The 26,212-nt window shown below is 46.4% G+C and carries 23 protein-coding genes and 1 riboswitch; of the genes, 14 read left to right on the top strand and 9 right to left on the bottom strand.

The annotated features are described in order from the left end of the window. The first annotated feature begins 22 nt into the window (after positions 1-22). The 4 genes from IEY13_RS20020 (at position 23) to IEY13_RS20005 (ending at position 4,867) form a co-directional block, all read left to right on the top strand. A complete protein-coding gene (locus IEY13_RS20020; protein WP_188955536.1) occupies positions 23-2,260 on the top strand; it encodes a helix-turn-helix domain-containing protein in 2,238 nt (745 codons plus the stop codon). A gap of 42 nt (positions 2,261-2,302) precedes the next feature. After that, positions 2,303-3,211, top strand: a complete 909-nt coding sequence (locus IEY13_RS20015; protein WP_188955534.1) for a S66 peptidase family protein — start codon at positions 2,303-2,305, stop codon at positions 3,209-3,211. Positions 3,212-3,264: 53 nt separating this feature from the next. Continuing rightward, positions 3,265-3,681 carry a hypothetical protein gene (locus tag IEY13_RS20010; protein ID WP_188955532.1) on the top strand — a complete coding sequence of 139 codons (417 nt, stop codon included), beginning with the start codon at positions 3,265-3,267 and terminating at the stop codon, positions 3,679-3,681. Between the two features lie 235 nt (positions 3,682-3,916). After that, positions 3,917-4,867 (top strand): hydrogen peroxide-inducible genes activator, encoded by a 951-nt coding sequence (locus IEY13_RS20005; protein ID WP_188955530.1) that lies wholly within the window; start codon positions 3,917-3,919, stop codon positions 4,865-4,867. An 18-nt stretch (positions 4,868-4,885) separates the two neighbouring features. On the opposite strand, the gene IEY13_RS20000 is transcribed toward IEY13_RS20005, so the two are convergent. Further along, entirely contained in the window at positions 4,886-6,877 is a 1,992-nt protein-coding gene (locus IEY13_RS20000) for a KUP/HAK/KT family potassium transporter (protein WP_188955528.1), read from the bottom strand. Positions 6,878-6,974: 97 nt separating this feature from the next. Here IEY13_RS20000 and IEY13_RS19995 point away from each other — a divergent pair, with 97 nt between their 5' ends. From IEY13_RS19995 to IEY13_RS19980, 4 genes are all read left to right on the top strand, one after another. Beyond that, complete coding sequence (locus IEY13_RS19995) at positions 6,975-8,510, top strand: hypothetical protein (RefSeq protein ID WP_188955526.1); 1,536 nt, start codon at positions 6,975-6,977, stop codon at positions 8,508-8,510. A 13-nt stretch (positions 8,511-8,523) separates the two neighbouring features. Next, entirely contained in the window at positions 8,524-9,495 is a 972-nt protein-coding gene (locus IEY13_RS19990) for a hypothetical protein (protein ID WP_188955524.1), read from the top strand. Positions 9,496-9,643: 148 nt separating this feature from the next. Next, complete coding sequence (locus IEY13_RS19985) at positions 9,644-10,099, top strand: protein-disulfide reductase DsbD domain-containing protein (protein WP_188955521.1); 456 nt, start codon at positions 9,644-9,646, stop codon at positions 10,097-10,099. A gap of 27 nt (positions 10,100-10,126) precedes the next feature. Further along, positions 10,127-12,115 carry a protein-disulfide reductase DsbD family protein gene (locus IEY13_RS19980; RefSeq protein ID WP_188955519.1) on the top strand — a complete coding sequence of 663 codons (1,989 nt, stop codon included), beginning with the start codon at positions 10,127-10,129 and terminating at the stop codon, positions 12,113-12,115. A gap of 37 nt (positions 12,116-12,152) precedes the next feature. Here IEY13_RS19980 and IEY13_RS19975 read toward each other — a convergent pair whose 3' ends face one another. The 3 genes from IEY13_RS19975 to IEY13_RS19965 form a co-directional block, all read right to left on the bottom strand. Next, entirely contained in the window at positions 12,153-12,503 is a 351-nt protein-coding gene (locus IEY13_RS19975) for a hypothetical protein (protein WP_188955517.1), read from the bottom strand. A gap of 3 nt (positions 12,504-12,506) precedes the next feature. Continuing rightward, positions 12,507-14,948, bottom strand: a complete 2,442-nt coding sequence (locus IEY13_RS19970; RefSeq protein WP_188955515.1) for a PAS domain-containing sensor histidine kinase — start codon at positions 14,946-14,948, stop codon at positions 12,507-12,509. 182 nt (positions 14,949-15,130) lie between these two features. Beyond that, a complete protein-coding gene (locus IEY13_RS19965) occupies positions 15,131-16,525 on the bottom strand; it encodes a sigma-54-dependent transcriptional regulator (RefSeq protein ID WP_188955513.1) in 1,395 nt (464 codons plus the stop codon). 118 nt (positions 16,526-16,643) lie between these two features. On the opposite strand from IEY13_RS19965, the gene gatC reads away from it, so the two are divergent. The 3 genes from gatC to IEY13_RS19950 are packed head-to-tail and all read left to right on the top strand — an operon-like array spanning position 16,644 to position 18,272. Further along, positions 16,644-16,934 carry an Asp-tRNA(Asn)/Glu-tRNA(Gln) amidotransferase subunit GatC gene (gatC, locus tag IEY13_RS19960; protein ID WP_188955511.1) on the top strand — a complete coding sequence of 97 codons (291 nt, stop codon included), beginning with the start codon at positions 16,644-16,646 and terminating at the stop codon, positions 16,932-16,934. A 27-nt stretch (positions 16,935-16,961) separates the two neighbouring features. Next, a complete protein-coding gene (locus IEY13_RS19955) occupies positions 16,962-17,678 on the top strand; it encodes an ABC transporter ATP-binding protein (RefSeq protein ID WP_308421175.1) in 717 nt (238 codons plus the stop codon). 27 nt (positions 17,679-17,705) lie between these two features. Beyond that, a complete protein-coding gene (locus tag IEY13_RS19950; protein WP_188955509.1) occupies positions 17,706-18,272 on the top strand; it encodes a cob(I)yrinic acid a,c-diamide adenosyltransferase in 567 nt (188 codons plus the stop codon). Here the strand turns inward: IEY13_RS19950 and IEY13_RS19945 are convergent. Further along, positions 18,269-18,922 carry an ABC transporter ATP-binding protein gene (locus tag IEY13_RS19945; RefSeq protein WP_188955507.1) on the bottom strand — a complete coding sequence of 218 codons (654 nt, stop codon included), beginning with the start codon at positions 18,920-18,922 and terminating at the stop codon, positions 18,269-18,271. The two genes, IEY13_RS19950 and IEY13_RS19945, sit on opposite strands and share 4 nt — an antisense overlap. Positions 18,923-19,118: 196 nt before the next feature. Between IEY13_RS19945 and IEY13_RS19940 the strand changes: the two genes are divergently transcribed. Then, positions 19,119-19,340 carry a DUF2795 domain-containing protein gene (locus IEY13_RS19940; protein WP_076374923.1) on the top strand — a complete coding sequence of 74 codons (222 nt, stop codon included), beginning with the start codon at positions 19,119-19,121 and terminating at the stop codon, positions 19,338-19,340. A 164-nt stretch (positions 19,341-19,504) separates the two neighbouring features. Here the strand turns inward: IEY13_RS19940 and IEY13_RS19935 are convergent, their stop codons facing one another. The 4 genes from IEY13_RS19935 to IEY13_RS19920 all read right to left on the bottom strand — a co-directional run bounded on the left by IEY13_RS19935 (position 19,505) and on the right by IEY13_RS19920 (position 23,830). Then, on the bottom strand, positions 19,505-19,729 hold the full coding sequence (locus tag IEY13_RS19935; RefSeq protein WP_188955505.1) for a hypothetical protein: 225 nt from the start codon (positions 19,727-19,729) through the stop codon (positions 19,505-19,507). 460 nt (positions 19,730-20,189) lie between these two features. Beyond that, complete coding sequence (locus tag IEY13_RS19930) at positions 20,190-21,449, bottom strand: homoserine dehydrogenase (RefSeq protein ID WP_188955504.1); 1,260 nt, start codon at positions 21,447-21,449, stop codon at positions 20,190-20,192. Positions 21,450-21,451: 2 nt separating this feature from the next. Continuing rightward, positions 21,452-22,531 carry a homoserine O-acetyltransferase family protein gene (locus IEY13_RS19925; RefSeq protein WP_188955502.1) on the bottom strand — a complete coding sequence of 360 codons (1,080 nt, stop codon included), beginning with the start codon at positions 22,529-22,531 and terminating at the stop codon, positions 21,452-21,454. Positions 22,532-22,642: 111 nt separating this feature from the next. Next, complete coding sequence (locus IEY13_RS19920; protein WP_188955500.1) at positions 22,643-23,830, bottom strand: trans-sulfuration enzyme family protein; 1,188 nt, start codon at positions 23,828-23,830, stop codon at positions 22,643-22,645. Between the two features lie 204 nt (positions 23,831-24,034). Beyond that, positions 24,035-24,146: riboswitch (SAM riboswitch) on the bottom strand. A gap of 307 nt (positions 24,147-24,453) precedes the next feature. Between IEY13_RS19920 and IEY13_RS19915 the strand changes: the two genes are divergently transcribed. Together IEY13_RS19915 and cysD are read left to right on the top strand one after the other, a co-directional pair. After that, positions 24,454-25,173 carry a phosphoadenylyl-sulfate reductase gene (locus tag IEY13_RS19915; RefSeq protein ID WP_188955498.1) on the top strand — a complete coding sequence of 240 codons (720 nt, stop codon included), beginning with the start codon at positions 24,454-24,456 and terminating at the stop codon, positions 25,171-25,173. 130 nt (positions 25,174-25,303) lie between these two features. Further along, the gene (cysD, locus tag IEY13_RS19910) at positions 25,304-26,206 is read left to right on the top strand and encodes a sulfate adenylyltransferase subunit CysD (RefSeq protein ID WP_188955496.1); all 903 of its coding nucleotides are present in this window, start codon (positions 25,304-25,306) and stop codon (positions 26,204-26,206) included. Positions 26,207-26,212: the final 6 nt, after the last annotated feature.

The following is a 26,212-nucleotide window of genomic DNA, read 5'->3' as shown; positions in this document are numbered from 1 at the left end:
GGGTAGCGGTTACCTTTGCACCATGTCTACAAGTGGGGAGGTTAATATTCTTTTTGAACAGGCGTATTCATTTGTTAATTACAGCAACCGGCACGTTTTCCTGACCGGAAAGGCAGGTACAGGTAAAACCACCTTTCTGCGCCATGTGCGGGAGCATACCAGTAAAAAAATGGCTATTGTAGCGCCTACAGGTGTAGCGGCAATTAACGCCGGTGGTGTTACCATGCACTCCTTTTTTCATTTGCCGCTGGGTATTTATGTGCCATCGGCGCAGGGCGGTTTCAGTTCCGGCAGTGCGTTGGTTACTACCCCGCATACCCTGTTTAAAAACATCCGCTTTAACCGGGAGAAGATTAAACTGATTAATCAGCTGGAGTTGCTGGTGATTGATGAAGTGAGTATGATGCGGGCAGATATGCTGGATGCCATAGATACCATTCTGCGCCGTTTCCGCAACAACCCACGCCCGTTTGGCGGCTTGCAGGTGCTGTATATAGGCGACCTGTTTCAGCTGCCACCCGTAGCAGGCAGGGAAGAGTGGGAGGTGCTGAGAGCACACTACCGCAGCCCCTTCTTTTTTGATGCGCATGTAATACGCGAGGTATGCCCGGTGTATATTGAACTGGAGAAAGTATACCGCCAGCGCGATGCCACCTTTGTAAACCTGCTCAACAACATCCGTAACAACCGCTGTACCCAGGCCGATTTTGACCTGTTGCAGCAATACTATAAACCTGCTTTTACCCCTTCTGCTGAGGATAACTACATTATGCTTACCACGCATAATTTTAAAGCAGAGGCCGTAAACCAGGAAGCCTTGCAGCGGCTGCCCGGTGAGGCACGTACGTTTGATGCTGAAATTACCGGAGAGTTTTCAGAGAAGTCGTATCCCGTAGAAAAGACCCTGCAACTGAAAGAAGGCGCGCAGATTATGTTTATTAAAAACGATAAGGGCGAAGCCCGGCGTTTTTACAATGGTAAAATAGGCGTGGTAAAACGGATAGATCATAACGGGGTATACATTCAGTTTCCCGGCGATCCCGAAGAGTTTTTACTGGAAACCGAAAAGTGGAAGAACATACGCTACAACTACAGCGATCTGGAAGATAGTGTGAAGGAAGAGGAACTGGGTAGCTTTTCGCAATACCCCATTCGTCTGGCATGGGCCGTTACCATACATAAAAGTCAGGGCCTTACGTTTGATAAGGCGGTGATTGATGCCGGTGCTTCCTTTGCGCCGGGGCAGGTGTATGTGGCGCTGAGCCGCCTTACCTCGCTGGAAGGGCTGGTGTTGCACTCGGTAATACAATCGCACCATATGGTGAGTGATGACAGGGTGTTGCCGTTTATTGAACAGAGCCAGGCTGGTGTAAACCTCGCTTCCCTGTTACAGCAGTCCAATGCCGATTTTGTAATGCAGTCGCTGGTGCAGTGTTTTGAGTGGGAGAAGCTGATGACTGCCTGGCAGGATTTATACGACAGCTTTGCCAGCCGACAGATGACGGGCAAACCGGAAGAGGTATTGTTTGTGCAGACACAGGTAAAGAAGCTGGCCCTGCAACAGGAAACCGCCCGTAAATTCTGCCGCCAGTTACAGCAACTGCTGGCCACCGGTAAAAATGATGGCTATGCACAGTTACACGCCAGAGCACAATCTGCCGCTGAATACTTTACCAAACTGTTTACGGAGGAGATTGTGAGTCCGTTAATGCAGCGGGTAAAGGAAGTAGCGGTAAAAACCAAACAAAAGAAATACACGGATGATCTGCAGGGGTTGCTGCTGATGGCCATGCGTAAGAAGGAAACCATACAGCGTGCCGTGCAGATTACCGAAGGGTTGGTGCAGAACATATCTACCGAAAAGCTGCTGGATATAGTAAAAGCCCCGTCTGCCATACAGGCCAGCATTCGCAAAGCAGGTACCACGGAAGGTGCTGCTACCGATAAAAAAGCCAGCCGCCTGGTAACACTGGAAATGTTTAACGATGGCCGCACTGCTGATGAAATAGCCGCTATGCGGGAGATAACCGTTAGCACGGTAGAAGCGCATTTGCTGGAAAGTATACGCATGAAGGAGATACATGCTTCTGACCTGGTTGCGCCGGAAAAGATTGCTGTAATAGAAGCCGCGCTGGACGAGTTACAGGTGATTTATTCCGGCCCGGTAAAAGAAAAGCTGGGCGATGATTATTCCTACACGGAAATACGTGCGGTGATATATCAGCGCCAGGCCAGTGCGCCCAAAGCAGAATCCGAATAATGCCAATGCCTTTTAATAATTTTACGCTTTAATACGTTTAGCATGGCTGTTACACCGCCTTATCTGAAGAAAGGAGATACGATTGGATTGGTTTGCCCCGCCGGTTATATGGCACCCGAAAAGTTTAAGCAATGCATTACGGTGCTGGAAAGCTGGGGCTACCAGGTAAGGGTAGGCAATACCCCCGGTAATCAGTTTCATTATTTTGCCGGTACCGACGAAGAGCGCCTGACCGATTTTCAGCACATGCTGGACGATGACAGTGTTAAAGCCATCCTCTGCGGCAGGGGTGGTTACGGCGTTAGTCGTATCATTGACCGTATTGACTGGAAGTACTTTAAAAAGCATCCCAAGTGGATTATTGGCTATAGCGATATTACCTTACTGCACACCCACCTGCAAACAAAACTGAAAACAGTATCTCTGCATTCACCTATGGCCGGTGCCTTTAACGATGCGCCTGCAGATGACCGGTATCTGTTATCGTTACAGCATGCCCTGGGCGGTGCCAAACTAAAATACGAATGTAATGCCCACCCCCTCAACCGCACCGGTAAAGCAGAAGGCCAGCTGGTAGGTGGTAATCTGTCGCTACTAGTACATTCCATCGGCTCCGCCTCAGAATTTACTTCCAAAGGCCGCATCCTGTTTATTGAAGACGTAGGCGAATACATTTACAATGCAGATCGCATGCTGATGCAGCTGAAAAGAGCCGGCAAGCTGGATAATCTGGCCGGTTTAGTGGTAGGTAGCTTTAGTGATATGAAGGATACGGTGATACCCTTTGGACAGGATATATATGATGTGATATGGGATAAAGTGCAGGAGTATGATTATCCGGTTTGTTTTGGTTTTCCGGTGGGGCATACGGCAGAGAATTATGCGTTGCAGCATGGTGCGCAGCATATGTTGTCGGTGAAAAAGGAGGTGGTGAAGTTGAAGATGATATAGAAGCAGTATATTGTTGTTACGTTTCCTTAATTGCATTCCCTAAACTCTGGTTCATGAAATGGATATTTACAAGTGCAGTATTGCTGATATTATGTAGCTTAACTGTTTCTTTTACAGATAAAGAAGCTGTTTGCCATAAATACAGGAATGGAAAGTATCTTATGCGATTCAGGCTGGATAATAGTAAAGAGATAGCTTTTATCTGCACAAGAAACGGAAACTGGCAAACGGAAGAAAACAGAGACACGCACGCCCGGTCAACATTAAAAATCAAATGGGTAAGAGAATGTACTTACGAGATAAGGTTTGTAAGTACTACTCAGAAAGTAAGTGCTGAAGATCTGGCGTTGCGAAAGAAAGCATTGCATACGGTACAGATAACAGGAGGAACTGACCGCTATTACCTGTATACGCACACGAGTAGCTTACACAAAAATTCCAGATCAGATACCGCGTGGATAATAAAATAAAGAAAGGGGCGCAAGCCCCTTTCCCGTTCCCATAAAGGGCTTCTCTCATGTGCACCCGTCCGTTTCACGGCCCTTAATTCCTATAGCTGTTAACAAGTTTGCTCTTCTCTCTGATACAGTAATCTGCTGTTGCGCTGCCTGCGGTCTGTTGTTTCCCTGGAACCGCAATGCAAAGATGATACTTAGCCTTGTATCAGTCAAATTGATTAATTTTATCCTTCAATAGAAGATATCTATGACCTTTACGCAACTGGAGTACATTGTAGCCGTGGATATGTATCGTCATTTTGCTGAAGCTGCCCAGCATTGTTTTGTAACCCAACCCACGCTGAGTATGCAGATTCATAAACTGGAAGAGGAGTTGGGGGTAAAGCTTTTTGACCGCAGTAAACAGCCTGTACTGCCTACAGAAGCGGGCGTGGAAATTATAGAACAGGCGCGCCGCATATTAAGCGAGCGGAATGCGCTTACGGAAATGATTGATTCGCGTAAAGGCATTGTAAACGGAGAGCTGAAAGTGGGTATTATACCTACGTTGGCGCCGTATCTGTTACCGCTGTTTATCACGGCCTTTACCAAAAAATATCCGCAGGTGCGCCTGGTGGTAAACGAACTTACTACCAGTAATATCATTACTAAGCTGCGGGAAGGGAAGATTGATTGCGGTATACTGGTAACGCCGTTGCAGGAACAGGGTATTAAAGAGGATGTGTTGTTTTACGAGGAACTGATGGCCTATGTATCTAAAAACAACGAAGCTTATAAAAAGAACTATGTTTTAGCCAAAGATATAGACCCGGATAAGCTGTGGTTGCTGGAAGAAGGGCATTGCTTCCGCTCGCAGATTGTAAACCTGTGCGAGCTGCGCCGCTCTGGCAAAACGGCGCATTTTGAATATGAGGCGGGCAGCCTGGAAACCCTGCGCCGTATGGTAGACCTGAACGATGGTATTACCATTTTACCGGAACTGGCCAGTCTGGATTTTAGCGGCCAGCAAATGAAAGCCATCCGGCATTTTAAACACCCGGCACCGGTAAGGGAGGTGAGTATTGTAACCCACCGCGATTTTGTAAAACGTAAGCTGGTAGAGGTATTGAAGCATACCATTCTGCAGAGTATTCCCGATAAACTGCGCAAGAATAAAAAACAACAGGTGGTACCTGTTGTGGACCACCTGAGTGTATAAAGTTGATTATGTAAGTTATCAGAAGCCGGTATCTGTTTGCTCGTTGAATATCCGTTGCAGCGGAATAGACCGGGTAGGGGATACAATCAACGGAAACTTCTCTACGGTTACAAAGCTGGGGTCGAGGCCAAAACCACGCTCTTCGGAAAGGCTGATTTCTTTCAGCCAGAAGTGCAGTTTCATAATCACCTTTTCTATAAAAGGCAGTTCGTTATCGCTGGACAGGAATTTCTCCATTACAATAAACTGGAAGTCGCCCACTACATTGTTGCGCTCCAGACTTTCGTAGCGGCTGGTAATGTTTACCTCTTTGTTGGTAACCAGGTCTTCCACCACTTTACGCAGCATCAGGTTTATCTTCTGCTCTACCCGGAAGCCCAGACGGAATTCGATGCGGATAATGTCGTTAGGAATAATATGGTCTACCACGTACTCGCAGGTATACGGATCGTCCAGTACATCTACGTGTACAAACCAGTAAATATCGGCGCGCTTAGGCTTTTTGTTGAGTATGGAGTAAATGATTTTGTGCTCAATTTCGTTGGGGTTATTGGCACTGGTCATATACACCAGGTGGGTGGCATATTTGGTTATGCTTTTATCGTTACTCAGTTCCTGAATCATGGGCAGGTAATGCTCCAGCCGCACAAATTCCACATACCGGTTTTTAATTTTACGGCTGCGGTACCAGATATACATCACAGCAAACAGGGCGCCGCCAATAATAAGGGTTACGAAGCCACCGTGCGGGAACTTTTCCAGGTTGGCAATGAGGAAAGATATTTCAATGGTAAAGTATACAATCAGGTACAGGTATATAAATACCGAGGATACCCTGTGCCCTACCATATAGTTGGCAAAAAGCAACGAGGTACTGATCATACACAGGGTAATGGCCAGGCCGTAAGCGGCTTCCATATTGGAAGATTTCTGGAAAAAGAATACTACACCGGTACAGCCGATAAACAGCAGGGTGTTGATGCCGGGGATGAATACCTGCCCTTTTTCTTCTGTAGGGTAGTTCACCTTCATTTTAGGCCACAGGTTTAAACGCATGGCTTCTGAAATAAGGGTGAAGGAGCCGGATATCAGTGCCTGGCTGGCAATTACTGCCGCGGCAGTGGCTATTAAAATGCCCGGTATTTTAAACCAGTAGGGCATAATGGCGTAGAAAGGGTTATTGATCTGTGCGGCTACTGTTTCATTTACCAGCGTATTGTCGTAGTGTGTTAACAACCACGCACCCTGCCCCAGGTAGTTAAGGATAAGGCAGGATTTAACAAATATCCAGGTAACGCGGATGTTGCCGCGGCCGCAATGCCCCAGATCGGAATACAGTGCTTCGGCTCCGGTAGTACACAGGAAAACCGCACCCAGCAGCCAGAAGCCTTTGGGGTATTTGGTAAGTAGTTCTATAGCGTAATGCGGACTGAAAGCTTTAAGGATAGAGATATCATCTGACAGGTGGGAGATACCCAGTACGGCCATCATGGTAAACCAGATGAACATGATAGGCCCGAACATTTTACCTATGGCCAGCGTACCAAACTGCTGCATGAAGAAGAAAACCGTAAAAATGCCTACCACAATGTATACAATGGTTTGCTGTTCAATACCCTTAAAGTTGCTGATGGTGCGCAAACCTTCTATGGCAGAGGTTACGGTAATAGGCGGGGTAATAATTCCATCGGCGAGGAGAGAGGCGCCCCCTATCATGGCGGGTATTACAAACCACTTTTTCTGCCGGCGTACCAGGGCGTAAAGGCTGAAAATGCCGCCTTCGCCGTTGTTGTCGGCCTTCAGGGTAAGAATTACATATTTAACGGTGGTTTGCAGGGTAAGCGTCCAGATAATACAGGATAGCCCTCCCAGTATCAGCTCTTCGTTAATAACGCGGCCATTGATAATGGCGTTGAGCACGTACAGCGGGGACGTTCCAATATCGCCGTAAATAATTCCAAGTGCTATAACTAGTCCTGCTAAAGAAACCTTGTTTAACTGCTTGCCCACGAAATGTACAATTGAGAATCTGGTAAATAATTAACAAATGTATAATGAAATTTCTTGTTCTGCTAAGCATTACATTTGTTAACAGTAAAATTAGGCTATGAAAGGATTGTTTGCTCTGTTATTATGGGTGGCAGGAACGATAGGGGCGGGTGCGCAGCGTATTTATTATTCGGAGCCGGATAAGGATGATGTGCGCAATCTGAATTTTGAGGTAATAGGCAAAATGAATGGTCATTTTCTGGTGTACAAAGGCGTAAGGGATAACCATTCTATTACCGTGTACGACAACAATATGAAGATAAAGGAGAAGATCGTGCTGGATTTTATACCCAACCGTGCTTTGAACGTCGATTTCCTCAGCTACAAGGATTACTCTTATCTGTTTTACCAGTACCAGAAGAAAAATATTGTGTTTTGCATGGCGGCGAAGCTGAATGCAGACGGAAAGCTGGTGGGCGAGCCGGTGGTGCTGGATACTACCGACATTAACTACAGCAGCAGCAAAAAGCTGTACACCGTACTTAACAGTGAGGATAAACAGAAGATAGGCGTACTGAAAATAAATTCTAAGAACGAGCGTTCGCATATGGTAACGCTGAGTTTGTTTAATGCCGATCTGGCCCGTTTGGTGAAGAGTGTGGTGGCTATTTCTATGGACGAAAAGCACGCTTTTCTGAACGAGTTTGTATTGGATAATGAAGGTGATCTTGCGTTTCTGAAACCTGCCGGAAGTTCACAAAATGATAATATTACCCGGTTGGATCTGGTGGTGAAAAAGGCGCTTACAGATTCTGTAGCCGTGTACAATGTGGACCTGATGAACCTGTTTATGGATGATATACGGTTAAAAGTGGATAACCAGAACAAACACTATCTGGTAACCTCTTTTTTCAGTAAAAGTAAACGTGGAAATATTGATGGCTTGTTCTGTAGTATGTGGGATAAAACTACCGGTACAGTGGTGGCCAACAACAATACCATTTTTAGTGAAGAACTGCGGGCAGATGCCAAAGGAGATGGCAGCCAGAAGACAGCGTTTAACGACTATTTTCTGCAGAACATTGTAATGCGTAAAGATGGTGGGTTTGTAATTGCCTCAGAATCAGTGTATACTTCTTCCCGTTCCGGTGCCAGCAACCGCTGGGATTATATGAACGGGTTTGGTTCGCCGTATTATATGTCACCCTACAACAACTACTATTATTATAGCAGCCCCTTTAATAATTACTACTACCCGTGGGGGCGTTATGGTGGCTTTGGCGGTTTTCAGGTAACCCGGTATTTTGCCGATAACGTAGCTGTTTTATCGTTCGATTCTTCGGCTACCATGGAGTGGTCTAACGTACTCCGGAAATCGCAATACGATGATAATACCGATAACTACCTGGGATATGGTACCATGAATTCAGGCGGTGAAATCCATTTTATTTTCAACCAGCTTGAAAAAAGAAACTTACTTTTAAGTGACCAGAGCATAACCGCCGATGGTCAGTTACATAGAAGCCCAACCTTTAAGAACCTCGATAAGGGATACAATTTTATGCCCCGGTTCGCCAAACAGGTAAGTAGCTGGGAGATGATTGTGCCTTGCGAGTACAGAAATTATATTTGTTTCGCAAAAGTGGAATTTTAACCCAAAAAACTAAGTGGTATCGCTATTCCGTGAAAATTCATCCGGCAGTATATTCTGGTTGCTCCTGCTAAGTCTGGGGCTGCATGCCTGTTTTATAGTACAGGCACCGGAAGTAGTGGCCGCACACGGAACGGGGGCTTTGGGGGGACTGTTCTTTTTAGCTCCGCCACTGCCGGGGTTTATACTGGTAGTTATTTATCATACCCTGGTAGTATTACAAGCGTTACGGTTAAACCATATAGCCTCAGAGTTGAGGCTGTTTTCCAAAGTATCTTACACCGTGGCCATGGCTTATCTGCTGCTGACCGCGCTTTTTGAGCCCTGGGCGCATATAACACCTGCTTTGTTATGTAACAGCCTTATTATATGGCTGTTTGGCAAAATGGTGCGTTTACAGGTAGCCGCTTTACCCCGGCAGGTAATTTTTAACATAGGCTTTATTGCCGGCCTGCTGGTAATGTTATACCACCCCTCGGTTACGTTGGTGCCGCTGTGTTTAATTGCCATAGCCATACTGCGCACCTTTCGCCTGAACGAATGGTTTATAGTGCTGCTGGGGGTGTTTACGCCGTTTTACCTGCTGGTAAGTCTGCTGTTTCTGGGTGGTAACCTGGGCGATATATGGCTGTACATTCCTGAATGGGGTGTTAATTTTATACCCCCTGCACATACCCCCATATTTATAGGAACTGCCGTTGTTTTGTGCCTGCTGATACTATCCGGTATTTTCCTCTGGCGTACCAATGCTACCCGCAGCCTTATACAGGTACGCAAAGCATGGACGGTGCTGCTATTGACGCTGGTATTGCTTATTCCGGTAATGTTTGTGTGTAAAGATGCCGGTTTTGAAGCCGGTATTATGGCTATGGTACCTGCTTCGGTATTTGTGGCCGGGGTGTTTATTTACCCCTGCAGGGGCTGGTTGCCGGCCCTTGTTTTCTGGCTGCTGGCGGGCCTTTCCGTTTATAATAATTGGCCGCAATAGAAAACGATTATAACTTTACCCCTCTTATGCAAACTGCACCCTGGCTACTGCATTGGTGTTTTTGCTTTTAAGCATACATTAACACATGGTAACCAGTACTAAAATGGGTTTTAATAGTCTTTATATCAGAACGAAAAACGAGTACAAAATGAAAAAAACTATTGCTTTATTCTCTCTGTTCCTGGCGCTGGCTTTTGGAGTAAAAGCTCAGGTAGAAGATCCGGTTAAATGGACTTTCAGTGCAAAAAAGAAATCTGCCAACACGTACGAAGTGGTAATCAGCGCTGTTTTTGCCAAACCATGGCACGTGTATTCTCAAACAACTCCGGATGGCGGTCCTATCCCTACCAAAATCTCTTTTAAAAAGAACCCACTGGTAACCGTTGACGGTAAAGTGAAAGAAGTAGGTAGCATGAAAACCAGCCACGACGAAAACTTTGGCGTAGACGTAAAATACTACAGCGAGAAAGTTGATTTTGTACAGGTGGTAAAAGTGAAGGGTAATGTTAAAACCAACATCACCGGCGAAGTAGAATACATGACCTGTGATGATACACGGTGTCTGCCTCCTACCAGCAAGGCGTTTAACATCAAGTTACAATAATCATACTTTCAGCCCTCAATTAGATTAATGAAGAAATTTTTTGCGGCTGTTTTAATACTGGCAGCCGGCATAATACAAACGGTTGCTGCACAGGACACCAAACCTGTGCAGTTTGCTTTTACCGCAGCACGAACCAACGACAGTATTGTTACATTAACGGTAAAAGCAATTATGGGTAAAGGCGTTAAGCTTTTAACCACCAAAGCACAAAACGCAGATGACGCATATGTATCTGTGCTCAACTTCGATACTACCAAAACCAAAGGCTATGCAGTAGCAGCAGCCGGTGTAAAGGAGATTGGTAAGTTGCAAACAGAGAAGGATGCAAGCCTGGAAGCTGAGCTACGTTATTATACAGACAGCGTAACTTTTGAGTTTCCCTTTTTAGTAACTGCTACAGATACGGCAGTGCTGAAAGGTGACTTTACAGGTTTGATTAAAGAAGGTGAGCAGTTAAACAGTACCGATAACGGTGGGTTCTCTAAAACAGTAAAACCATCTGCAGCTTCTGCCAACGGAGCAACTGCTGCGGAAGGCGATACCAAAGCGGCTGAAAACGGATTAATGAAAACCTTCCTGCTCAGTTTGCTGGCTGGTTTGGCAGCGGTGTTAACACCCTGCGTATTCCCGCTGTTGCCTGTAACGGTAAGTTTCTTCCTGAAGAAGAGTGAAAGTAAAGGTGGTGGTATGCGTACGGCGCTTACCTATTCTTTGTCTATTATTCTTATTTATACCATTCCTACGCTGATACTGACCATTCTGTTTGGCCAGGATATACTGTATAAAATATCTACCAGTGTACCGGCCAACCTGTTGTTCTTTTCCATTTTTATGCTGTTTGCTATGTCTTTCTTTGGGGCATTTGAGCTTACGCTGCCCAGCAGCTGGGCTACCAAAGCAGATGAAAAAGCAGGTAAGGGTGGTTTAATGGGCACCTTTTTTATGGCGGTAACGCTGGTAATTGTATCCTTCTCCTGTACAGGCCCGTTTGTGGGTTCTTTGCTGGCGCAAACCAGTAAAGAAGGTATTGGCCTGGGGCCTATACTGGGTATGCTGGGCTTTAGTTCTGGTTTGGCTTTACCATTTACCCTGTTTGCCATGTTCCCTTCCTTGCTGAAATCGCTGCCTAAAAGTGGTGGCTGGTTAAACAGTGTGAAGATTGTATTCGGCTTTGTGGAGCTGGCGCTGGGGCTGAAGTTTTTATCGAACGTAGACCTGATATACGGCTGGCATTTGTTAGACAGGGAAATTTTCCTGGCTATCTGGATTGTGGTAGCTATTTTACTGGGTATGTATCTGCTGGGTAAACTTACCTTCTCGCACGATAGCCCTATGAAGTATGTAAGCATTCCGCGCCTGTTACTGGCTATCAGTTCCTTTACATTCGCCGTGTACCTGATACCGGGTATGTGGGGGGCGCCGTTGAAGGCTATGGGTGGTTTGCTGCCTCCGCCAACAACGCAGGACTTTAACCTGAACGAGCTACAGTATAAAATTGGCGCAGCCGGTAGCGGCCCCGCTGTTAATACTAACAGCGCCGCACAACCGCCTAAGAAACTGGTGGATGAGCTGCACGTTCCGTTTGGCCTGGTTGCCTACTTTGATCTGGAAGAAGGAATGGCTGCTGCCAAAGCGCTGAACAAGCCGGTGATGCTGGACTTTACAGGCCACTCCTGTGCCAACTGCCGCGCTATGGAGCAAAGCGTATGGAGCAACCCGGATGTGCTGAAGATTATGAAGGAAGACTTTGTATTAATCAGCCTGTATGTAGACCATAGAAAGGAACTGCCGGAAGAAGAGCAATACAAAAACAAAGACGGTAAGTTGATCGACGATGTGGGTGACAGAAACCTGGATTACGAGATTACCAAGTTCGGTTTTAATGCACAACCTTTATACATGTTTCTCGATCTGAAGGGCGAGCCTTTAAGTAATGAGAGATACGGTTATCAGGGTACTGCCCAGGACTTTATCAACCACCTGGAAAAGATGAAAGCTGAATTTAAGAAGAGATAAAAAAAGAAAGTCCCTGCCAGAAGCGGGGACTTTTCTTTTATAACTGTAAGTCGTTCTTTAGTTGCGTAACGGCGTCGCGGATAATTACCGCTGCCCGTTCTACCATAGCCGGAATTTCCTCTGTGTTTACCTTTAGCCGTGCACTTTTGTTAATCAGTATTAACAGCGCGGTGGCTTCGCGCACGTTCATGGTGGCCAGGGTTGTTTTAAGTGTATGCGAGGTTTCCTGTACCAGATCAATATTGCCGGCCTCACTGGCGGTTTCCAACGTGGCTATACCCTGCGAGGCACCGGTAATAAACGCCTGACACAGCTTTTCCAGCAGGGCTGTATTGCCTTTGGTTACCTGGTTCATATAAGACAGGTCGTATAATTTTTCGCTATCCATCAGCTATTCGTTACTGCCGCCCTGTTGCCTGTTACCAAGAACTTTTTCTATAATGTTATACAAATCCTGCTCTTTAAAAGGTTTGGGTATAAAGGCATTCATGCCAGCGGCTAAATACCGGGCTTCTTCGCCTTTTAAAGTACTGGCAGTAAGGGCTATGATTGGAATGTTTTTCTTGTGTGGGTGGGGTAGACTGCGTATTTCGGTAGTGGCTTCCAGACCGCCTTTTATGGGCATCTGTATATCCATCAGTATTACGTCAAAATCTTCCAGTTGCAACAGGTCTAAAGCTTCCTGACCGTTCGATACGGTTTTAGATTCAAAGCCGAGGTATTGCAACACGCTTCGCGCCAATAACTGGTTTATTTCGTTATCCTCTGCTAACAGCACCTTTACATTTCCTAACCTGTTAATCACGCTATTAAAGTTTACATCGTTTTGAATGGTTTCAGGGTCGGAGAATTTATGATACACTATATTGAAATGGAAGGTACTGCCTTTTTTCGGACGGCTTTCTACCCAGATAGTGCCATTTTGCAAACTTATTAACTTTTTGGTAAGCGCAAGGCCCAGTCCCGCACCGGCGTATTGTTTTTTATGGTGATCGTGCGCCTGCATAAACGGCTGGAATATCTGAATCAGCTTGTCTTCATCTATACCAATGCCAGAGTCTTTGATGGAAAAGTGCAGCGTAACATCCAGCGGAGATTCCTTTTCAATCTGTACGCTAACGGTAATGCCGCCTTCGTGCGTGAATTTTACGGCATTGCCAATCAGGTTTTCCAATGCCTGCGCCAGTCGTTTGGCATCGCCAATTACCTCAAAATCAGGCGGAAGCCGGTTGTCGAATACAAAGCGGAGGTTTTTCCGGTCTGTTTCTTCCCGGAAAGAGGCCATGGCGTTGTAAATAGCCACTGCCACATCAAAACCGGCATGTTCCAGTACAATATCTCCGGCGCTGGCTTTTTCCAGATCCAGAATATCAGACAGCACATCCAGCACGTGTACAGAGCTGTTGAATATTTTATCCAGGGCAGATTGTTGCCGCACGGCAGGTACATTGTTAATCAGTTCTGTGGCCATTTCTTTAATACGCAGCATAGGTTCGCGTATTTCGTGGCTCATATTGGTGAGGAACTTTTCCTTTACTTTGGCAGTTTCCTCCACCACCTTTTTGGCTTCTTTTACCTGCCGCTCTGCCTGAATACGGTCGGTTACATCCTGCGCAAAAGAGATAATGTAGGGCGGTAACTCGCCTTTGGGGTGTACTATTTTATAGTTCTGAAACAGCAGGTAAATGCGTCTGCCGGAATGGGTATTGAAACGGAACAGCCCTTTTGCCCGCCCGCCGGTACGGATGGTAGGCAGGTAGGTATCTGTAAGCAGATGGTGATCCTGCTCCGGCAGAAAGTTTTTCAGGTTTTTGCCAATGAACTTGCTTTCGGGCATTTCCATTACCGCGCACAGGGCCGGGTTGGCTTTTTCAATATTGCCCTGCAGGTCGTGCATGCAAATGAGTTCCTGGCTATAGTTGAAGAGGTCTTTGTATTTTCTTTCGTTGTACAGGGCCTGCTCTTTGATGTTTTCCTGTTCGGTAACATCCATGGAGTAGCCGATGACCATTTCCAGCTCACCCTGCTGGTTGTAAGCGGGGTTAAGTGTGCGGTGTACGCTCACTTCCTCTTTGTGGCGGTTAATCAGTTTTTCCAGGTAGGCCTGCGATTTACCGGTGGTAGCCACCTGCCGCAGGTGCTGCCTTCTGTTTTCGGCAATAGCCATATCCTTACCCCGGAACACGCAGTAGTCTGCATCGGTTTTGCCTATAATCCACCGGCGAAGCGCCGCATCTTTAACAGCGGCGGGATTTACAAACTGATAGCGGTGGTCGGGTGAGAACACTGCTATTTCAGTAGGTATGGAGTTAAGTATATTTTCGTAAAAGTCGCGTTGCTCATTCAGCTTTTTGCGGGCCTGTATGCGTTCTGTTTCGTCAGAATACGTCCATAAATGCCCGAAGAACTCATTGCGGAAATACAGCGGGCGGTGCCCACGTGAAAGAATGCGCCCATCGCGCAAATGCATTTCATCGTTGTCTGCCGGTTTGCGGGTATCGTAGAGTTCTGTAATCCGCAGGGTCAGGTTCATCATATCCATCAGGTCATTACTCACATCGCCCAGCAGGTCTACTGTATTGTAGCCTACCAGCTCCTGCGGCGTTTTAGACAGGTTGAACAGGTTACAGAACTGCTGATTGGTAATGATGATATTGCGCAGTGCATCGGTAACCAGTGTGGCATGCGGCATACTGGAGATAAGCATGTTCAGCCATTCGTAAGTATGGCTATCTACATTTACCTGGCCTGTGGTGTAATACCCGGGCTCGTGCGTGCCTTTGCCGTTGCCGGCGGGCGTACCGGAGGAACGGGAAGTTGTACGGCTGGGCATAAAAGAAACCGGATTGCCTTCCTCGGCGCAGTTTAGGCCTGTGGTAACTGGTTTTAGATGGAAATTACTGGATAGGAGGATTCTGAGTTGCTGATGTAAATTAATGTTCATGTGCTGACAGGGGGATAGGGGACAAATTCCTTGTCAAGATACCGGTTTTTGTTGATACAGCGGAATGATTCTCAGGCTATTTTGCTGGGATGCTTATATAGTATGAGTTCGCCGTTGTTGATCATGCGGTAAATGGTGGATTTGCCAATATCCAGTATCTGCGCCACCTTCATTACATCGTAGTCGTTGTTATCCAGGCATTGCTGAATAATACGGCAGGTGTGCTGCTTCAGGCTTAGCGACACGCCCAGCGGGTTTGCTTCTTCCACCCGTGCCGGCGGCTGCATTTCTGCCAGGTGCTCGGGTAGTATTTCGTCGGTATTGCTAAGTACGCAAGCCAGTTCTACCAGCGATTTCAGTTGACGTATGTTGCCCGGAAAGGGGTGCAGCAGTAATTGCTTTTTAGCCTCTACAGACAATTGTTTTTCAGTAAGGTTGTTTTCGTGGCAGAAGGCGTCTGTAAAATGTTTGGCTATAAGCAATATATCATTACCACGTTCCCGCAGTGGTGGTAACAGAATAGGCAGGCCCAGCAGGCGATAGTACAGGTCTTCCCTGAAGGTGCCTTTTTTAACCTCTGCTAACAGGTTTTTGTGGGTGGCTACCAGTATGCGTACGTCTATTTTTATAATCTCGTTGCTGCCAATGCGGGTAAGTTCTTTTTCCTGAAGCACACGCAGCAGTTTGGCCTGCAGATTAATATCCAGTTCGCCTATTTCATCCAGAAACAGGGTGCCTTTGTGGGCTTCTTCAAACTTGCCTATGCGGCGGCCGAGGGCGCCGGTAAACGATCCTTTTTCGTGACCGAATAATTCAGATTCTATCAGGTCGCGCGGTATGGCGGCCAGGTTTACGGCCACAAACGGTTTGTTTTTACGGGGCGAGTTAAAGTGGATGGATTTGGCAGCCACTTCCTTACCCGTACCTGTTTCGCCGGTAATGCTTACGGTAATATTGGTGTTGCTGGCTTTTTCCAGCAGTTCAAATACTTTTTTAATGGCAGGACTGGTGCCTATCATGGTTTTAAACCGGAAATCGTACTTGCGGGCTATTTCGGTTTTCAGCGATTCCAGTTCGCGCCTGCGGGCAATATCCTGCCGCAGCCGTTGGGTAGAGAGGCTTAAACGTTTTTCAGTTTCTTCGTTTTTTACAATATAGTCAGACGCGCCTTTCTGCAACAGGTCTATCGCTACCTGTATATCGTCCTGGCCGGATATGATAATGACATGCGTTTCCGGACTGATTTCCTTGATCTGCAATAGCAGGCGGTCGCCGGTGGTGTCCGGTAACGAGTAATCAAGCGTAATCAGGTCGGGTTTATCTTTATGCAAGCCTGTTAACAGATCAGCTGCTGAACTGAATCTCTTTACCAGGAAGTCGGGGTTCAAAGACAGAAAATGTTCTACCATGGAACCATAAAACAGATCATCCTCTACTACAAAAATGCTACAGGTGCTCGTTTTCATATCCAGGTTTTGCGTGAACTAAATAGTAAATATCGTTTTTTCTGTGGTAAATCGTACTGTTTTTGCCGTTGTTCCATTTTTCGCCAAAAGAAACCCGGTTTCAGTTATTTTTGTTTGTATGGAAATAACTGATAAAGCATTTGACCAGCTGGCTCACCTTTCCCGTTTGCAGTTTACGGATACTGAAAAAGAAGAGATTAAGGGCGATCTGCAACGTATGATTGCCTTTGTGGAAAAGCTGGAAGAAGTGGATACCACAGGTGTTACGCCGCTGCTGCACATGAGCAGTGCTTCTAACGTATGGCGGGAAGATGCGGTAAAAGGCTCTGTTACCCGTGAGGATGCTTTACTGAATGCTGCTGATGCTGACGGCCAGTTTTTTAAAGTGCCGAAGGTGATTAAAAAATAGAATTCTAACACTCAACCAACCGCGACCATGTCTACCTCTATCATACACCTGGAACAGATTGTAAAAAACTATTACATGGGCTCGCAGGCCATTCCTGTATTAAAGGGCATTTCGCTCGACATACACAAGAACGAGTATGTGGCGCTGATGGGCCCTTCAGGCAGTGGTAAAAGTACCCTGATGAACATTCTGGGTTGCCTGGATACGCCTACCGGCGGGCAGTATGTACTGAATGGTAAGGACGTGAGTAAAATGCCGGATGATGAGCTGGCAGAAGTGCGTAACAAAGAAATAGGCTTCGTGTTTCAGCAGTTTAACTTGCTGCCCAGGCTTACTGCGGCGGAGAACGTGGCGCTGCCATTGATCTATGCCGGGGTTAATAAAAAAGACCGGCTGGAAAGGGCTATGGAAGCCCTGAAGAAGGTGGGTTTGGCCACCCGCAGTCACCATAAATCCAACGAGCTGAGTGGTGGACAAATTCAACGGGTAGCTATTGCCCGTGCGCTGGTAAACAACCCTTCGCTGCTGCTGGCAGATGAGCCTACCGGTAACCTGGATTCTAAAACATCTGTGGAAGTAATGGAGATATTTGGCCAGATACAGGAAGCAGGTAACACCGTGGTACTGGTTACGCACGAAGAAGATATTGCCGCCCACGCCAAAAGGGTAGTGCGCCTGCGCGATGGCCTGATTGAAACCGATAAGCTGAACGAAAAGCAGGTGATAGAAACACTGAGCCACTAGGGGGTGTGGTATTATAACGATTGAATTATGGCATTTAAGATATATACAAAAACAGGAGATCAGGGCAAGACCTCTCTGATTGGTGGAACCAAAGTGCCTAAAAGCCATATCCGTATTGACAGCTATGGAACGGTGGATGAACTGAACTCTTACATAGGGTTGATAAGCGATTACCTTACCGATGATGCCACCCGTAAGCTGCTGAAGGAAATTCAGGACCGCCTTTTTACCGTAGGCGCTTCGCTGGCCTGCGACCCTGAAAAAGAACCCCGTATGCGCATGCCTGATTTAAAAGAGGCAGATGTAGAACTGCTGGAGCAGCAGATTGATGCTATGAACGAGGTACTGCCTGCGATGAAACACTTTATACTGCCCGGCGGACATGTAGCCGTTTCCACAGCTCATATAGCGCGTTGCGTATGCCGCAGGGCAGAGCGCATTTGTGTGGACATGCAGGAGCAGGAGCAATACATTGAGCCGCTGGTGATAAAATACCTGAACCGGCTGAGCGATTATTTATTTGTACTGGCCAGGTATATAGGGCACCTGCAACAGGTGCCGGAAATTCCGTGGGTGCCACGTACCCAGGGTTAGGCGCTGATAAGGCCATCTTTCATATGCAACACACGGTCGCTCATACCTGCCAGTTCCTCATTGTGGGTTACAATTAAAAAAGTCTGGTTAAACTCGCTGCGCAGCCTTACAAACAGCTGATGCAGTTCTTTGGCGTTGGTACTATCCAGGTTGCCGGTAGGCTCATCAGCAAACACTATGGATGGTTTATTAATCAGCGCGCGTGCCACAGCCACCCGTTGCTGTTCGCCACCGCTCAGCGCCTGGGGTTTATTATCCAGCCGGTCGCCCAGGCCCAGTGTTTTCAGCAGCCCAATGGCTTCCTGTTCCACTTCCTTTTTTTTGCGGCCTGCAATCCAGCCGGGAATACATACATTTTCCAGCGTAGTAAACTCTGGCAGCAGGTGGTGAAACTGAAATACAAAGCCCATGTTGCGGTTGCGGTAGGCTGCCAGTTTTTTGCTGTTGTAGAGATGAATGGGTTCGTTATTCAGGTAAATTTCGCCGCCATCGGCCGTATCTAAAGTGCCCAGAATATGTAAAAGCGTGCTTTTTCCGGCACCGGACGAGCCTATAATAGATACTATTTCGCCTTTCTCAACGGAAATATCCACGCCTTTCAGCACTTCCAACTGATTGTATCTTTTCTTTATATTAGTTGCTTTTAACATATTGCCATTCAGACCATTTAGGCAGCCTTGCCACAAACTTACCCGATTTTTAATTATTTATTTACACGTATATATAAAGGCATTTTTGGTAATTTCAATGTAACAATTACTTTTGCGCAAATTTTTAGGTGTAATCCGTCCGGTACGGTCTACCCTTAGACAAACAATATTCCCAGATAAAACTAAAAGTTTTGCTATGTTCTGGACATTAGAATTAGCCAGTTATTTGGAAGATGCGCCCTGGCCAGCCACAAAAGACGAGTTGATTGATTACGCTATTCGTTCTGGTGCCCCTATTGAAGTGGTAGAGAACTTACAGGAGCTGGAAGACGAGGGTGAAGTGTATGAGAGCATTGAAGATATATGGCCTGATTACCCTAGTCAGGAAGACTTCATGTTTAACGAGGACGAATACTAGGTTTTTTGCAAGTGTATACTGTATTGAGCAGCCGCCCGTAAAAGGGGGGCTGTTTTTGTTAGCAATAGAAGCCCATCTCAGGGGTGCCGGGTTAATGCAAATCCGGAGGGCTGCTGTGTTGTTCCGGAGAGCTATGATACAGATAGTGAGCTTCTGCGTACCATTTACCAGCTTTTCCATCCAGTACAGAAGTTTTCCATCCTGTGCACCAACCTTCCTATTCCGTACGCTAACTTTCCCATCCCGTACACAAGCTTTCCTATTCCGTGCACAAGCTTTTCCATCCCGTGCGCCAGCTTATTCATCAGCCCCGCTGACTTGCCGCTGCCGGCAATGTGTTTATCCATACCAACCAACAACAGGGCGGCGCGGAGCGTGAGTTGTTTCATTTGCTCCTTAAGCTTCCGGCTGTTTTCTGCAAGCTTTATATTCCCATCCTAAAGCTTATTGATGTCATGGCCCAGCTTTAGCGTGTAAATCAGAAGCTCTGCGAGGGGATTTGTCAACTCTGGGGCGGCATTTGTCAACCTTCTGGCGTGATTCCCCTGCTCTTTGGTGTAAAGAAGAAGCTTGTAAAAGTGCTCCGCCAACACTGACACGGGATAAAGAAGTTCTCTGGCGGGAAAAAACAACTGATTGACGGCGTGTGGCAACTGCCGGATGAGATGAAGAAGTTGTTGGAGCATTTTTAGAAGTTGGGCGATGGCATGGCCGAGCTTCTAAATTGTATGCGAAAGTGGCATTTTTCGGAAACAGGGGAGGTTGGGCAGGTGCAGCACCCTACAAAAAGAAGCTGTTTCCTATTACTGAAACAGCTTCTTTTGAGGTATAAGAAAGTTTTTGATGGGGTTAATTACCAATACCTGCCAGTTCCAGGCTTCTCTTCTTAATATTACGCAGCTCAATGCTTTCGATAACCGGGTCAGGAGTCAGTATCAGGGAAATGCCGGGTGCCTTCCACCATTTGTTGGCTACCAGCTTTTCAAAATGGATAACACCTACCAGGTAGTTTCTTTCCTGACCGCCATGCCACTCTTCAATCCATTCAAAGTCATCCTTGTTGATGTCCTGAATTTTATCGAAGCTAACATACGCGCGAACGTAAAAGTCGTTGGTAAGTTCGCCGGGAGTATGGTAGTATTTCTTTTTGTACTCGTATTTGTAATCGTAACGGAGGGCAGAAATATCACTTAATACAGCGGATGCGGTAGGGAAGCTACCGGCACCTTTGCCGTAAAAGAATTGTTTATCTGCAAAGCCGCTTTCAATAACCACACCATTGTACTCATTCTTCACGAATGATAACTGGTCATCATGCTTTACAAACTGAGGCAATACGTAAGCAGCCACTTTGCCGTTGCTCAGCTTTTGTGCCTGGCCTACCAGTTTAATATCGTAGTTCTTTTCTCTGGCAACACCTGCATCGCTTAACTGAATGTTCTGGATACCGGTAAACAGAATATCATTGGGATGCGCTACAATGCCATAAGCGTGGCAGAGGAGAATAGACCATTTGTTAACAGAGTCGTAGCCTTCTACGTCCAGCTTGGGGTTGCTTTCTGCAAAGCCCAGTTGCTGTGCCTGTAACAGCGCTTCTGAAAACTCTTTTTTGTCCTCAAACATTCTGGTGAGGATGAAGTTGGTAGAGCCGTTAATGATGGCTTTAATGCCATGTAACAGGTCGTTATCGTAATACTCTTCCAGGTTACGGATTACGGGTATAGAAGCACAGGCTGCAGACTCGCACAGAAAAGGTAAGCCGGTTTGTTTCTGGTATTCCAGTATTTCAGCCAGGTGTTCTGCAATCATTTTTTTGCTGGCGCTTACTACCGCCTTGCCTTGCTGAAATGCTGTGGATACAATGTCAAATGCAGCATCTGCATCGTCAATTACTTCCACAATAACGTTGATGTCTTTATCGAATAAAAGATCGTTTTTGTCAGCCGTAAACAGCTCCGCAGGAGCGTTTCTTTTTTTGTCCGGATTTTTAATGCAGACCTTTTTAATAGTTGCTTTCAGGGAGGGGGTTTGTTGTAATACTTTGTATAAGCCTTCGCCTACTACGCCAAAACCAAATAGTCCAATTGTTAATTGTTTGTGTGCTTCCATTACTACTGATTTATTAAAACCTGTTGTGTTGATAGTTGTTTATGTTGGGATGAAATGTCCAGAAAACCGGTGAGCAGTTTAATAATAGTATCATACTCCAGTAAAAAGCCGTCGTGCCCGTAGAAAGAATCAATTACAGACAATTGCGCGCCGGGTATATGTTGCGCAATAAACGCCTGCTCTGACGGAGGAAACAGCAAATCGGAACTGATGCCTATTACCAGCGTGCGTGCCGTAATGCTTTGCAACGCTTTTTGCGCGCTCTGGCGGCCGCGGCCTACGTTATGCGTATCCATGGCTTTGCTCAGAAAGTAATAACTGAAAGCGTTAAAACGGCGCGCCAGTTTTTCACCCTGATACTGCTGGTAGGTTTCTGCCCTTGCTACCTGTTCATCAACCGGAAGATGAGCCGTTTCAGGCGTATAACCTGCCTGTGATTGCTGATAGGTATCGTAGTGGCGGTAAGACAGTAAGGCCACAGAGCGGGCTACTTTCATGCCCTCTATACCTGCCGTAGCATGCTGCTGTTTCCAGGTAGGATCTGCCTCTATACACTGGCGCTGCGAAGTGTTGAAGGCAATGCCCCAGGAAGAGTGAAAAGCATTTGTGGCAATAGGTACAATATTTTCGAACAAAGCAGGATCTTCAATAGCCCATTCCAGCAGCTGCTGCCCACCCATAGAACCGCCAATGCCCAGGTATACTTTTTCAATGCCCAGGTGCTGCTGCAACAGCTGATAGCTGCGCACCATATCTCTGGTAGTAAACATAGGAAACTGATGGTAATACGGTTCTCCCGTTTGCGGATTGGTGCTGAGCGGCGAAATGCTGCCGTAACAGCTGGATGGCATGTTTACACAAACAATGAAGTATTGCTCAGGGTTCAGAAACGCATTGGGCCCAACAATGCCGGGCCACCATTCAGCAGGATTGCTGTTGGCGGTAAGGGCATGAAATACCCATATAACGTTATCCCGGGCGCTGTTGAGGTGCCCCCAGGTGGTATATGCTAAATGAAATCCCTGTACTACTTTGCCTGATTCTAAGGTGAAGTCTTCTTTGTACGAAAAAACTAAGCTCAATTTGGTTTATTTTTTAATTCCTGTACTTGCCTGTTATGGTTCCCCGTGGCAGAAGAGCCGGCTACTGATTGCGCGCATAGCAGCTGCTCTTCTGTTAAAGGGATGATTATGTTATACCACCAGCTCCTTTTGTTTTACAGGTTGTGTGGTTTTGTTATTCAGTTTTGTCAGTGCCTGATCCAGATCGTTGATCAGGTCTTCTACTTCTTCCAGCCCTACTGATAAACGAATGAGGCTGTCGGCAACGCCGGCTGCTCTGCGCTTTTCAGCAGGAATAGATTTATGCGTCATATTGGCCGGATGGCAGAGCAGGCTTTTAACACCGCCCAGGCTTTCGGCCAATTTAAATAGTTGTGTTGCTGTTACCAGTGCCACAGCTGCATCTTCCGTATTCTGTTTCAGTGTAAAGGAAACAACGCCACCAAAAGCCTTAGACTGTTTTTTAGCAATCTCATGATTGGGGTGGGAAGGCAGGCCGGGATAGAATACTTTATCTACCTGCGGATGCTGCTCCAGATAACGGGCCACTTCCAGTGCATTGGCACTGTGCTGGCGCACACGCAGGTGTAAGGTTTCAATGCCTCTGATGACTAACCAGCTATCGAATGGAGCCAGAATAGCGCCGCTCGCATTCTGGATGAATTTAATTTTATCGCCCAGCTCTTTTTCGCGGGTAACTACTACACCGGCAATCAGATCGCTGTGGCCGCCGAGGTATTTGGTGGCTGAGTGTACTACAATATCAGCTCCCAGCGTAAGAGGTTGCTGTAAAGCGGGTGAAGCAAAAGTGTTATCCACGCAAAGCCAGCACCCGCTGGCCTTAGCAACAGCTGCAATGGCTGCTATATCAGATATTTTTAAGGTAGGATTGGTAGGCGTTTCCAGCCAGATCAATTTGGTTTGCGGCGTAATTGCTTCAAACACATTCTCTACGTTGGTGGTATCTACATACCGTACAGAGATGCCAAATTTTTCATAAATGTGGGTGAACAGGCGAAAGGCGCCACCGTAAATATCATCTACGGCCAGTATTTCATCACCGGCTTTCAGCAGCTTGATTACTGCATCAATAGCGGCGAGGCCACTGCCAAAGGCAATACCTGTTTCTCCCTGTTCCAGTGTAGCTACTAATTGTTCCAGCGACGCACGTGTGGGATTGTTGGAACGGGCATAGTCGTAGCCTTTGTTAACGCCCGGCGCCTCCTGTACAAACGTAGAAGTCTGATAAATAGGTACAGAAATGGAACCTGTTTGCGGATCTACCGGAATGCTGTGAATCAGTTGTGTTGCGTTACTCATTTTGTTTAGACATTTTGCCTGTTGCAATGGTTGCGACAGACGGTTATTAATTGATTAGACAGGCTTTAACAGCACTCAGCAGGAAAGAAAGGTAGATAAGTCGCTACAGAAGCGTTACAGGCAGGCAACAAAAAAGCCCATCCTGTAGTCAGATGGGCTTGAATATGATTGTGCATTGCTGCTATGGTATCAAACTTTAAATCTGACTTATCTCTCACGTTTGGGTAAACGTGATGGAATTGGCACCTTTCACACGTACCGTGTGTGGTTGCCAAGGCTTCATCGGGCCATATCCCTCTGCCTTTCTTGATAAGTGATGTTGAAAGAACTGGTGCAAAGATAAAGGCGCGGACAATTACGCTGCAAATTTTTTTTCTACGGGTTTGGCAATACATTGATAAACTATCATTTGTAAGTTGATATGGAAAAAATAAATCTACTAAAGCAGTGGGGAATTGGGTAAACGTTCTATATTTGTCTACCGTATTTATAGGTTGTTATACAAAAAAAGGCTTCATTGATGGTAAGTATCCGCACATACATGTTCTGTTGTTGCTGCTGTTGCAAGTTCTGATACAGCGCCGTTGCCTGCATTTCAATACTAAACTATCAATGAATTTATTATGCAAACGAGTACTACAGATTCCACACTGGAATTACTACAAAAGGCTACCAACACTACCGATATCATAGCAGCACTTCGCAATATCAGCGAAGCCTTTCCAGGTGGAGTTATTTTTTCCACCAGTTTTAGCTGGGAAGACCAGGCTATTTCACATCTTATTTTTTCTGAGCAATTACCTATCGACGTTTTTACGCTGGATACAGGCAGAATGTTTACGGAAACCTATTCTACCTGGAGCAGCACGTTAGCACGTTATAAACAACCCATTACTGCTTACTATCCCGATGCACATTTGTTGCAGGAGTTTGTTGCAGAAAATGGTCCCAATAGTTTTTATGAATCTGTAGACAACCGCAAGCGATGTTGTTTTATACGCAAGGTAGAGCCCCTGCAACGCGCCTTAAAAGGCAAGCAGGTATGGCTTACCGGTATACGCGCAGCACATTCTCCCAACCGTACAGATATGGAACAGATTGAGTGGGACGGGAGCAATAGCATCGCCAAATACCATCCGCTCTTAAATTGGTCAACTGAAGAGTTGCAGGAGTTTATACGCAGGCATAATATCCCTTACAATCCTTTACACGATCGTGGGTTTATCAGTATCGGTTGCGCCCCCTGTACACGAGCGGTAAAACCGGGTGAAGATTTCAGAGCGGGTCGCTGGTGGTGGGAAGATGCGGATAAAAAAGAATGCGGGTTGCATGTTCATAAATAGAGGGCCGTTGACAGACAGAAAGTGGCAACTGGTATACAGAATAAGCGCAACGGAAGATGTGGTTTGGTGGTTGAGGGTGGTTGGGTTAATGTTATCGATTGAAAGATTTGCATACAATTAAATAAGTGGCATGTACGAATTAGATTATTTAGATCAGCTGGAGTCTGAGGCTATTCATATATTTCGTGAGGTAGCCGGACAGTTTGAGCGCCCTGCGCTGCTGTTCAGTGGTGGTAAAGATTCTATTACACTGGTTCACCTTGCATTGAAGGCTTTTCGTCCTGGTAAGTTTCCTTTTCCTTTGGTTCATATAGATACCGGTCACAACTTTCCGGAAGCACTGGAATATCGCGACAGGCTGGCGGCACAGATAGATGAAAAACTGATTGTGCGGAACGTGGGCGATACCATTAAAGCAAAAGGCTTAACAGAACCGAAAGGTAAGTTTGCCAGCAGAAACGCCTTACAAACATTTACCCTGCTGGATACCATTGAAGAGTTTGAATTTGATGCCTGTATAGGTGGTGCCCGCCGGGATGAAGAAAAGGCACGTGCCAAAGAGCGTATTTTCTCGGTGCGTGATGAGTTTGGTCAGTGGGACCCTAAGCGCCAGCGCCCTGAATTATGGAATACCTATAACGGCCGTATCAGCAAAGGGGAGAATGTACGTGTATTCCCTATCAGCAACTGGACGGAGCTGGATATCTGGAATTATATCCGTCGCGAGAAGATTGAATTGCCTTCTATCTATTTCGCTCATGAGCGGGAAGTATTAGAGCATGAAGGTCAACTGGTGGCGATTTCTGATTTTATTACGCTGGAGCCCGGCGATTCTGTAGTAACCAAAACAGTGCGTTACAGAACCGTGGGTGACATGACCTGTACGGCAGCGGTGGAGTCAGATGCTTCTGACATTGATGGTATCATCAAAGAGATCATTGCCACCAAAACCAGTGAACGCGGCGAAACACGTATCGACGATCGTGTGTCGGAAGCGGCAATGGAAGACAGAAAGAAGAATGGATATTTTTAACTAGTA

The sequence above is a fragment of the Filimonas zeae genome (genome assembly GCF_014641615.1).
GTDB classification, from domain to species: Bacteria; Bacteroidota; Bacteroidia; order Chitinophagales; family Chitinophagaceae; genus Filimonas; species Filimonas zeae.
The sequence above is the reverse complement of the archived record's forward strand: the minus strand, read 5'-3'. Positions and strand labels throughout refer to the sequence as shown.

Bases quoted from the DNA above. Each gene is read 5' to 3' on its own strand.
- IEY13_RS20020 (WP_188955536.1), top strand. From the start codon at position 23: ATGTCTACAAGTGGGGAGGTTAATATTCTTTTTGAACAGGCGTATTCA.
- IEY13_RS20015 (WP_188955534.1), top strand. From the start codon at position 2,303: ATGGCTGTTACACCGCCTTATCTGAAGAAAGGAGATACGATTGGATTG.
- IEY13_RS20010 (WP_188955532.1), top strand. From the start codon at position 3,265: ATGAAATGGATATTTACAAGTGCAGTATTGCTGATATTATGTAGCTTA.
- IEY13_RS20005 (WP_188955530.1), top strand. From the start codon at position 3,917: ATGACCTTTACGCAACTGGAGTACATTGTAGCCGTGGATATGTATCGT.
- IEY13_RS19995 (WP_188955526.1), top strand. From the start codon at position 6,975: ATGAAAGGATTGTTTGCTCTGTTATTATGGGTGGCAGGAACGATAGGG.
- IEY13_RS19985 (WP_188955521.1), top strand. From the start codon at position 9,644: ATGAAAAAAACTATTGCTTTATTCTCTCTGTTCCTGGCGCTGGCTTTT.
- IEY13_RS19980 (WP_188955519.1), top strand. From the start codon at position 10,127: ATGAAGAAATTTTTTGCGGCTGTTTTAATACTGGCAGCCGGCATAATA.
- IEY13_RS19975 (WP_188955517.1), bottom strand. From the start codon at position 12,503: ATGGATAGCGAAAAATTATACGACCTGTCTTATATGAACCAGGTAACC.
- IEY13_RS19970 (WP_188955515.1), bottom strand. From the start codon at position 14,948: ATGCCCAGCCGTACAACTTCCCGTTCCTCCGGTACGCCCGCCGGCAAC.
- IEY13_RS19965 (WP_188955513.1), bottom strand. From the start codon at position 16,525: ATGAAAACGAGCACCTGTAGCATTTTTGTAGTAGAGGATGATCTGTTT.
- gatC (WP_188955511.1), top strand. From the start codon at position 16,644: ATGGAAATAACTGATAAAGCATTTGACCAGCTGGCTCACCTTTCCCGT.
- IEY13_RS19955 (WP_308421175.1), top strand. From the start codon at position 16,962: ATGTCTACCTCTATCATACACCTGGAACAGATTGTAAAAAACTATTAC.
- IEY13_RS19950 (WP_188955509.1), top strand. From the start codon at position 17,706: ATGGCATTTAAGATATATACAAAAACAGGAGATCAGGGCAAGACCTCT.
- IEY13_RS19945 (WP_188955507.1), bottom strand. From the start codon at position 18,922: ATGTTAAAAGCAACTAATATAAAGAAAAGATACAATCAGTTGGAAGTG.
- IEY13_RS19940 (WP_076374923.1), top strand. From the start codon at position 19,119: ATGTTCTGGACATTAGAATTAGCCAGTTATTTGGAAGATGCGCCCTGG.
- IEY13_RS19935 (WP_188955505.1), bottom strand. From the start codon at position 19,729: ATGAAACAACTCACGCTCCGCGCCGCCCTGTTGTTGGTTGGTATGGAT.
- IEY13_RS19930 (WP_188955504.1), bottom strand. From the start codon at position 21,449: ATGGAAGCACACAAACAATTAACAATTGGACTATTTGGTTTTGGCGTA.
- IEY13_RS19920 (WP_188955500.1), bottom strand. From the start codon at position 23,830: ATGAGTAACGCAACACAACTGATTCACAGCATTCCGGTAGATCCGCAA.
- IEY13_RS19915 (WP_188955498.1), top strand. From the start codon at position 24,454: ATGCAAACGAGTACTACAGATTCCACACTGGAATTACTACAAAAGGCT.
- cysD (WP_188955496.1), top strand. From the start codon at position 25,304: ATGTACGAATTAGATTATTTAGATCAGCTGGAGTCTGAGGCTATTCAT.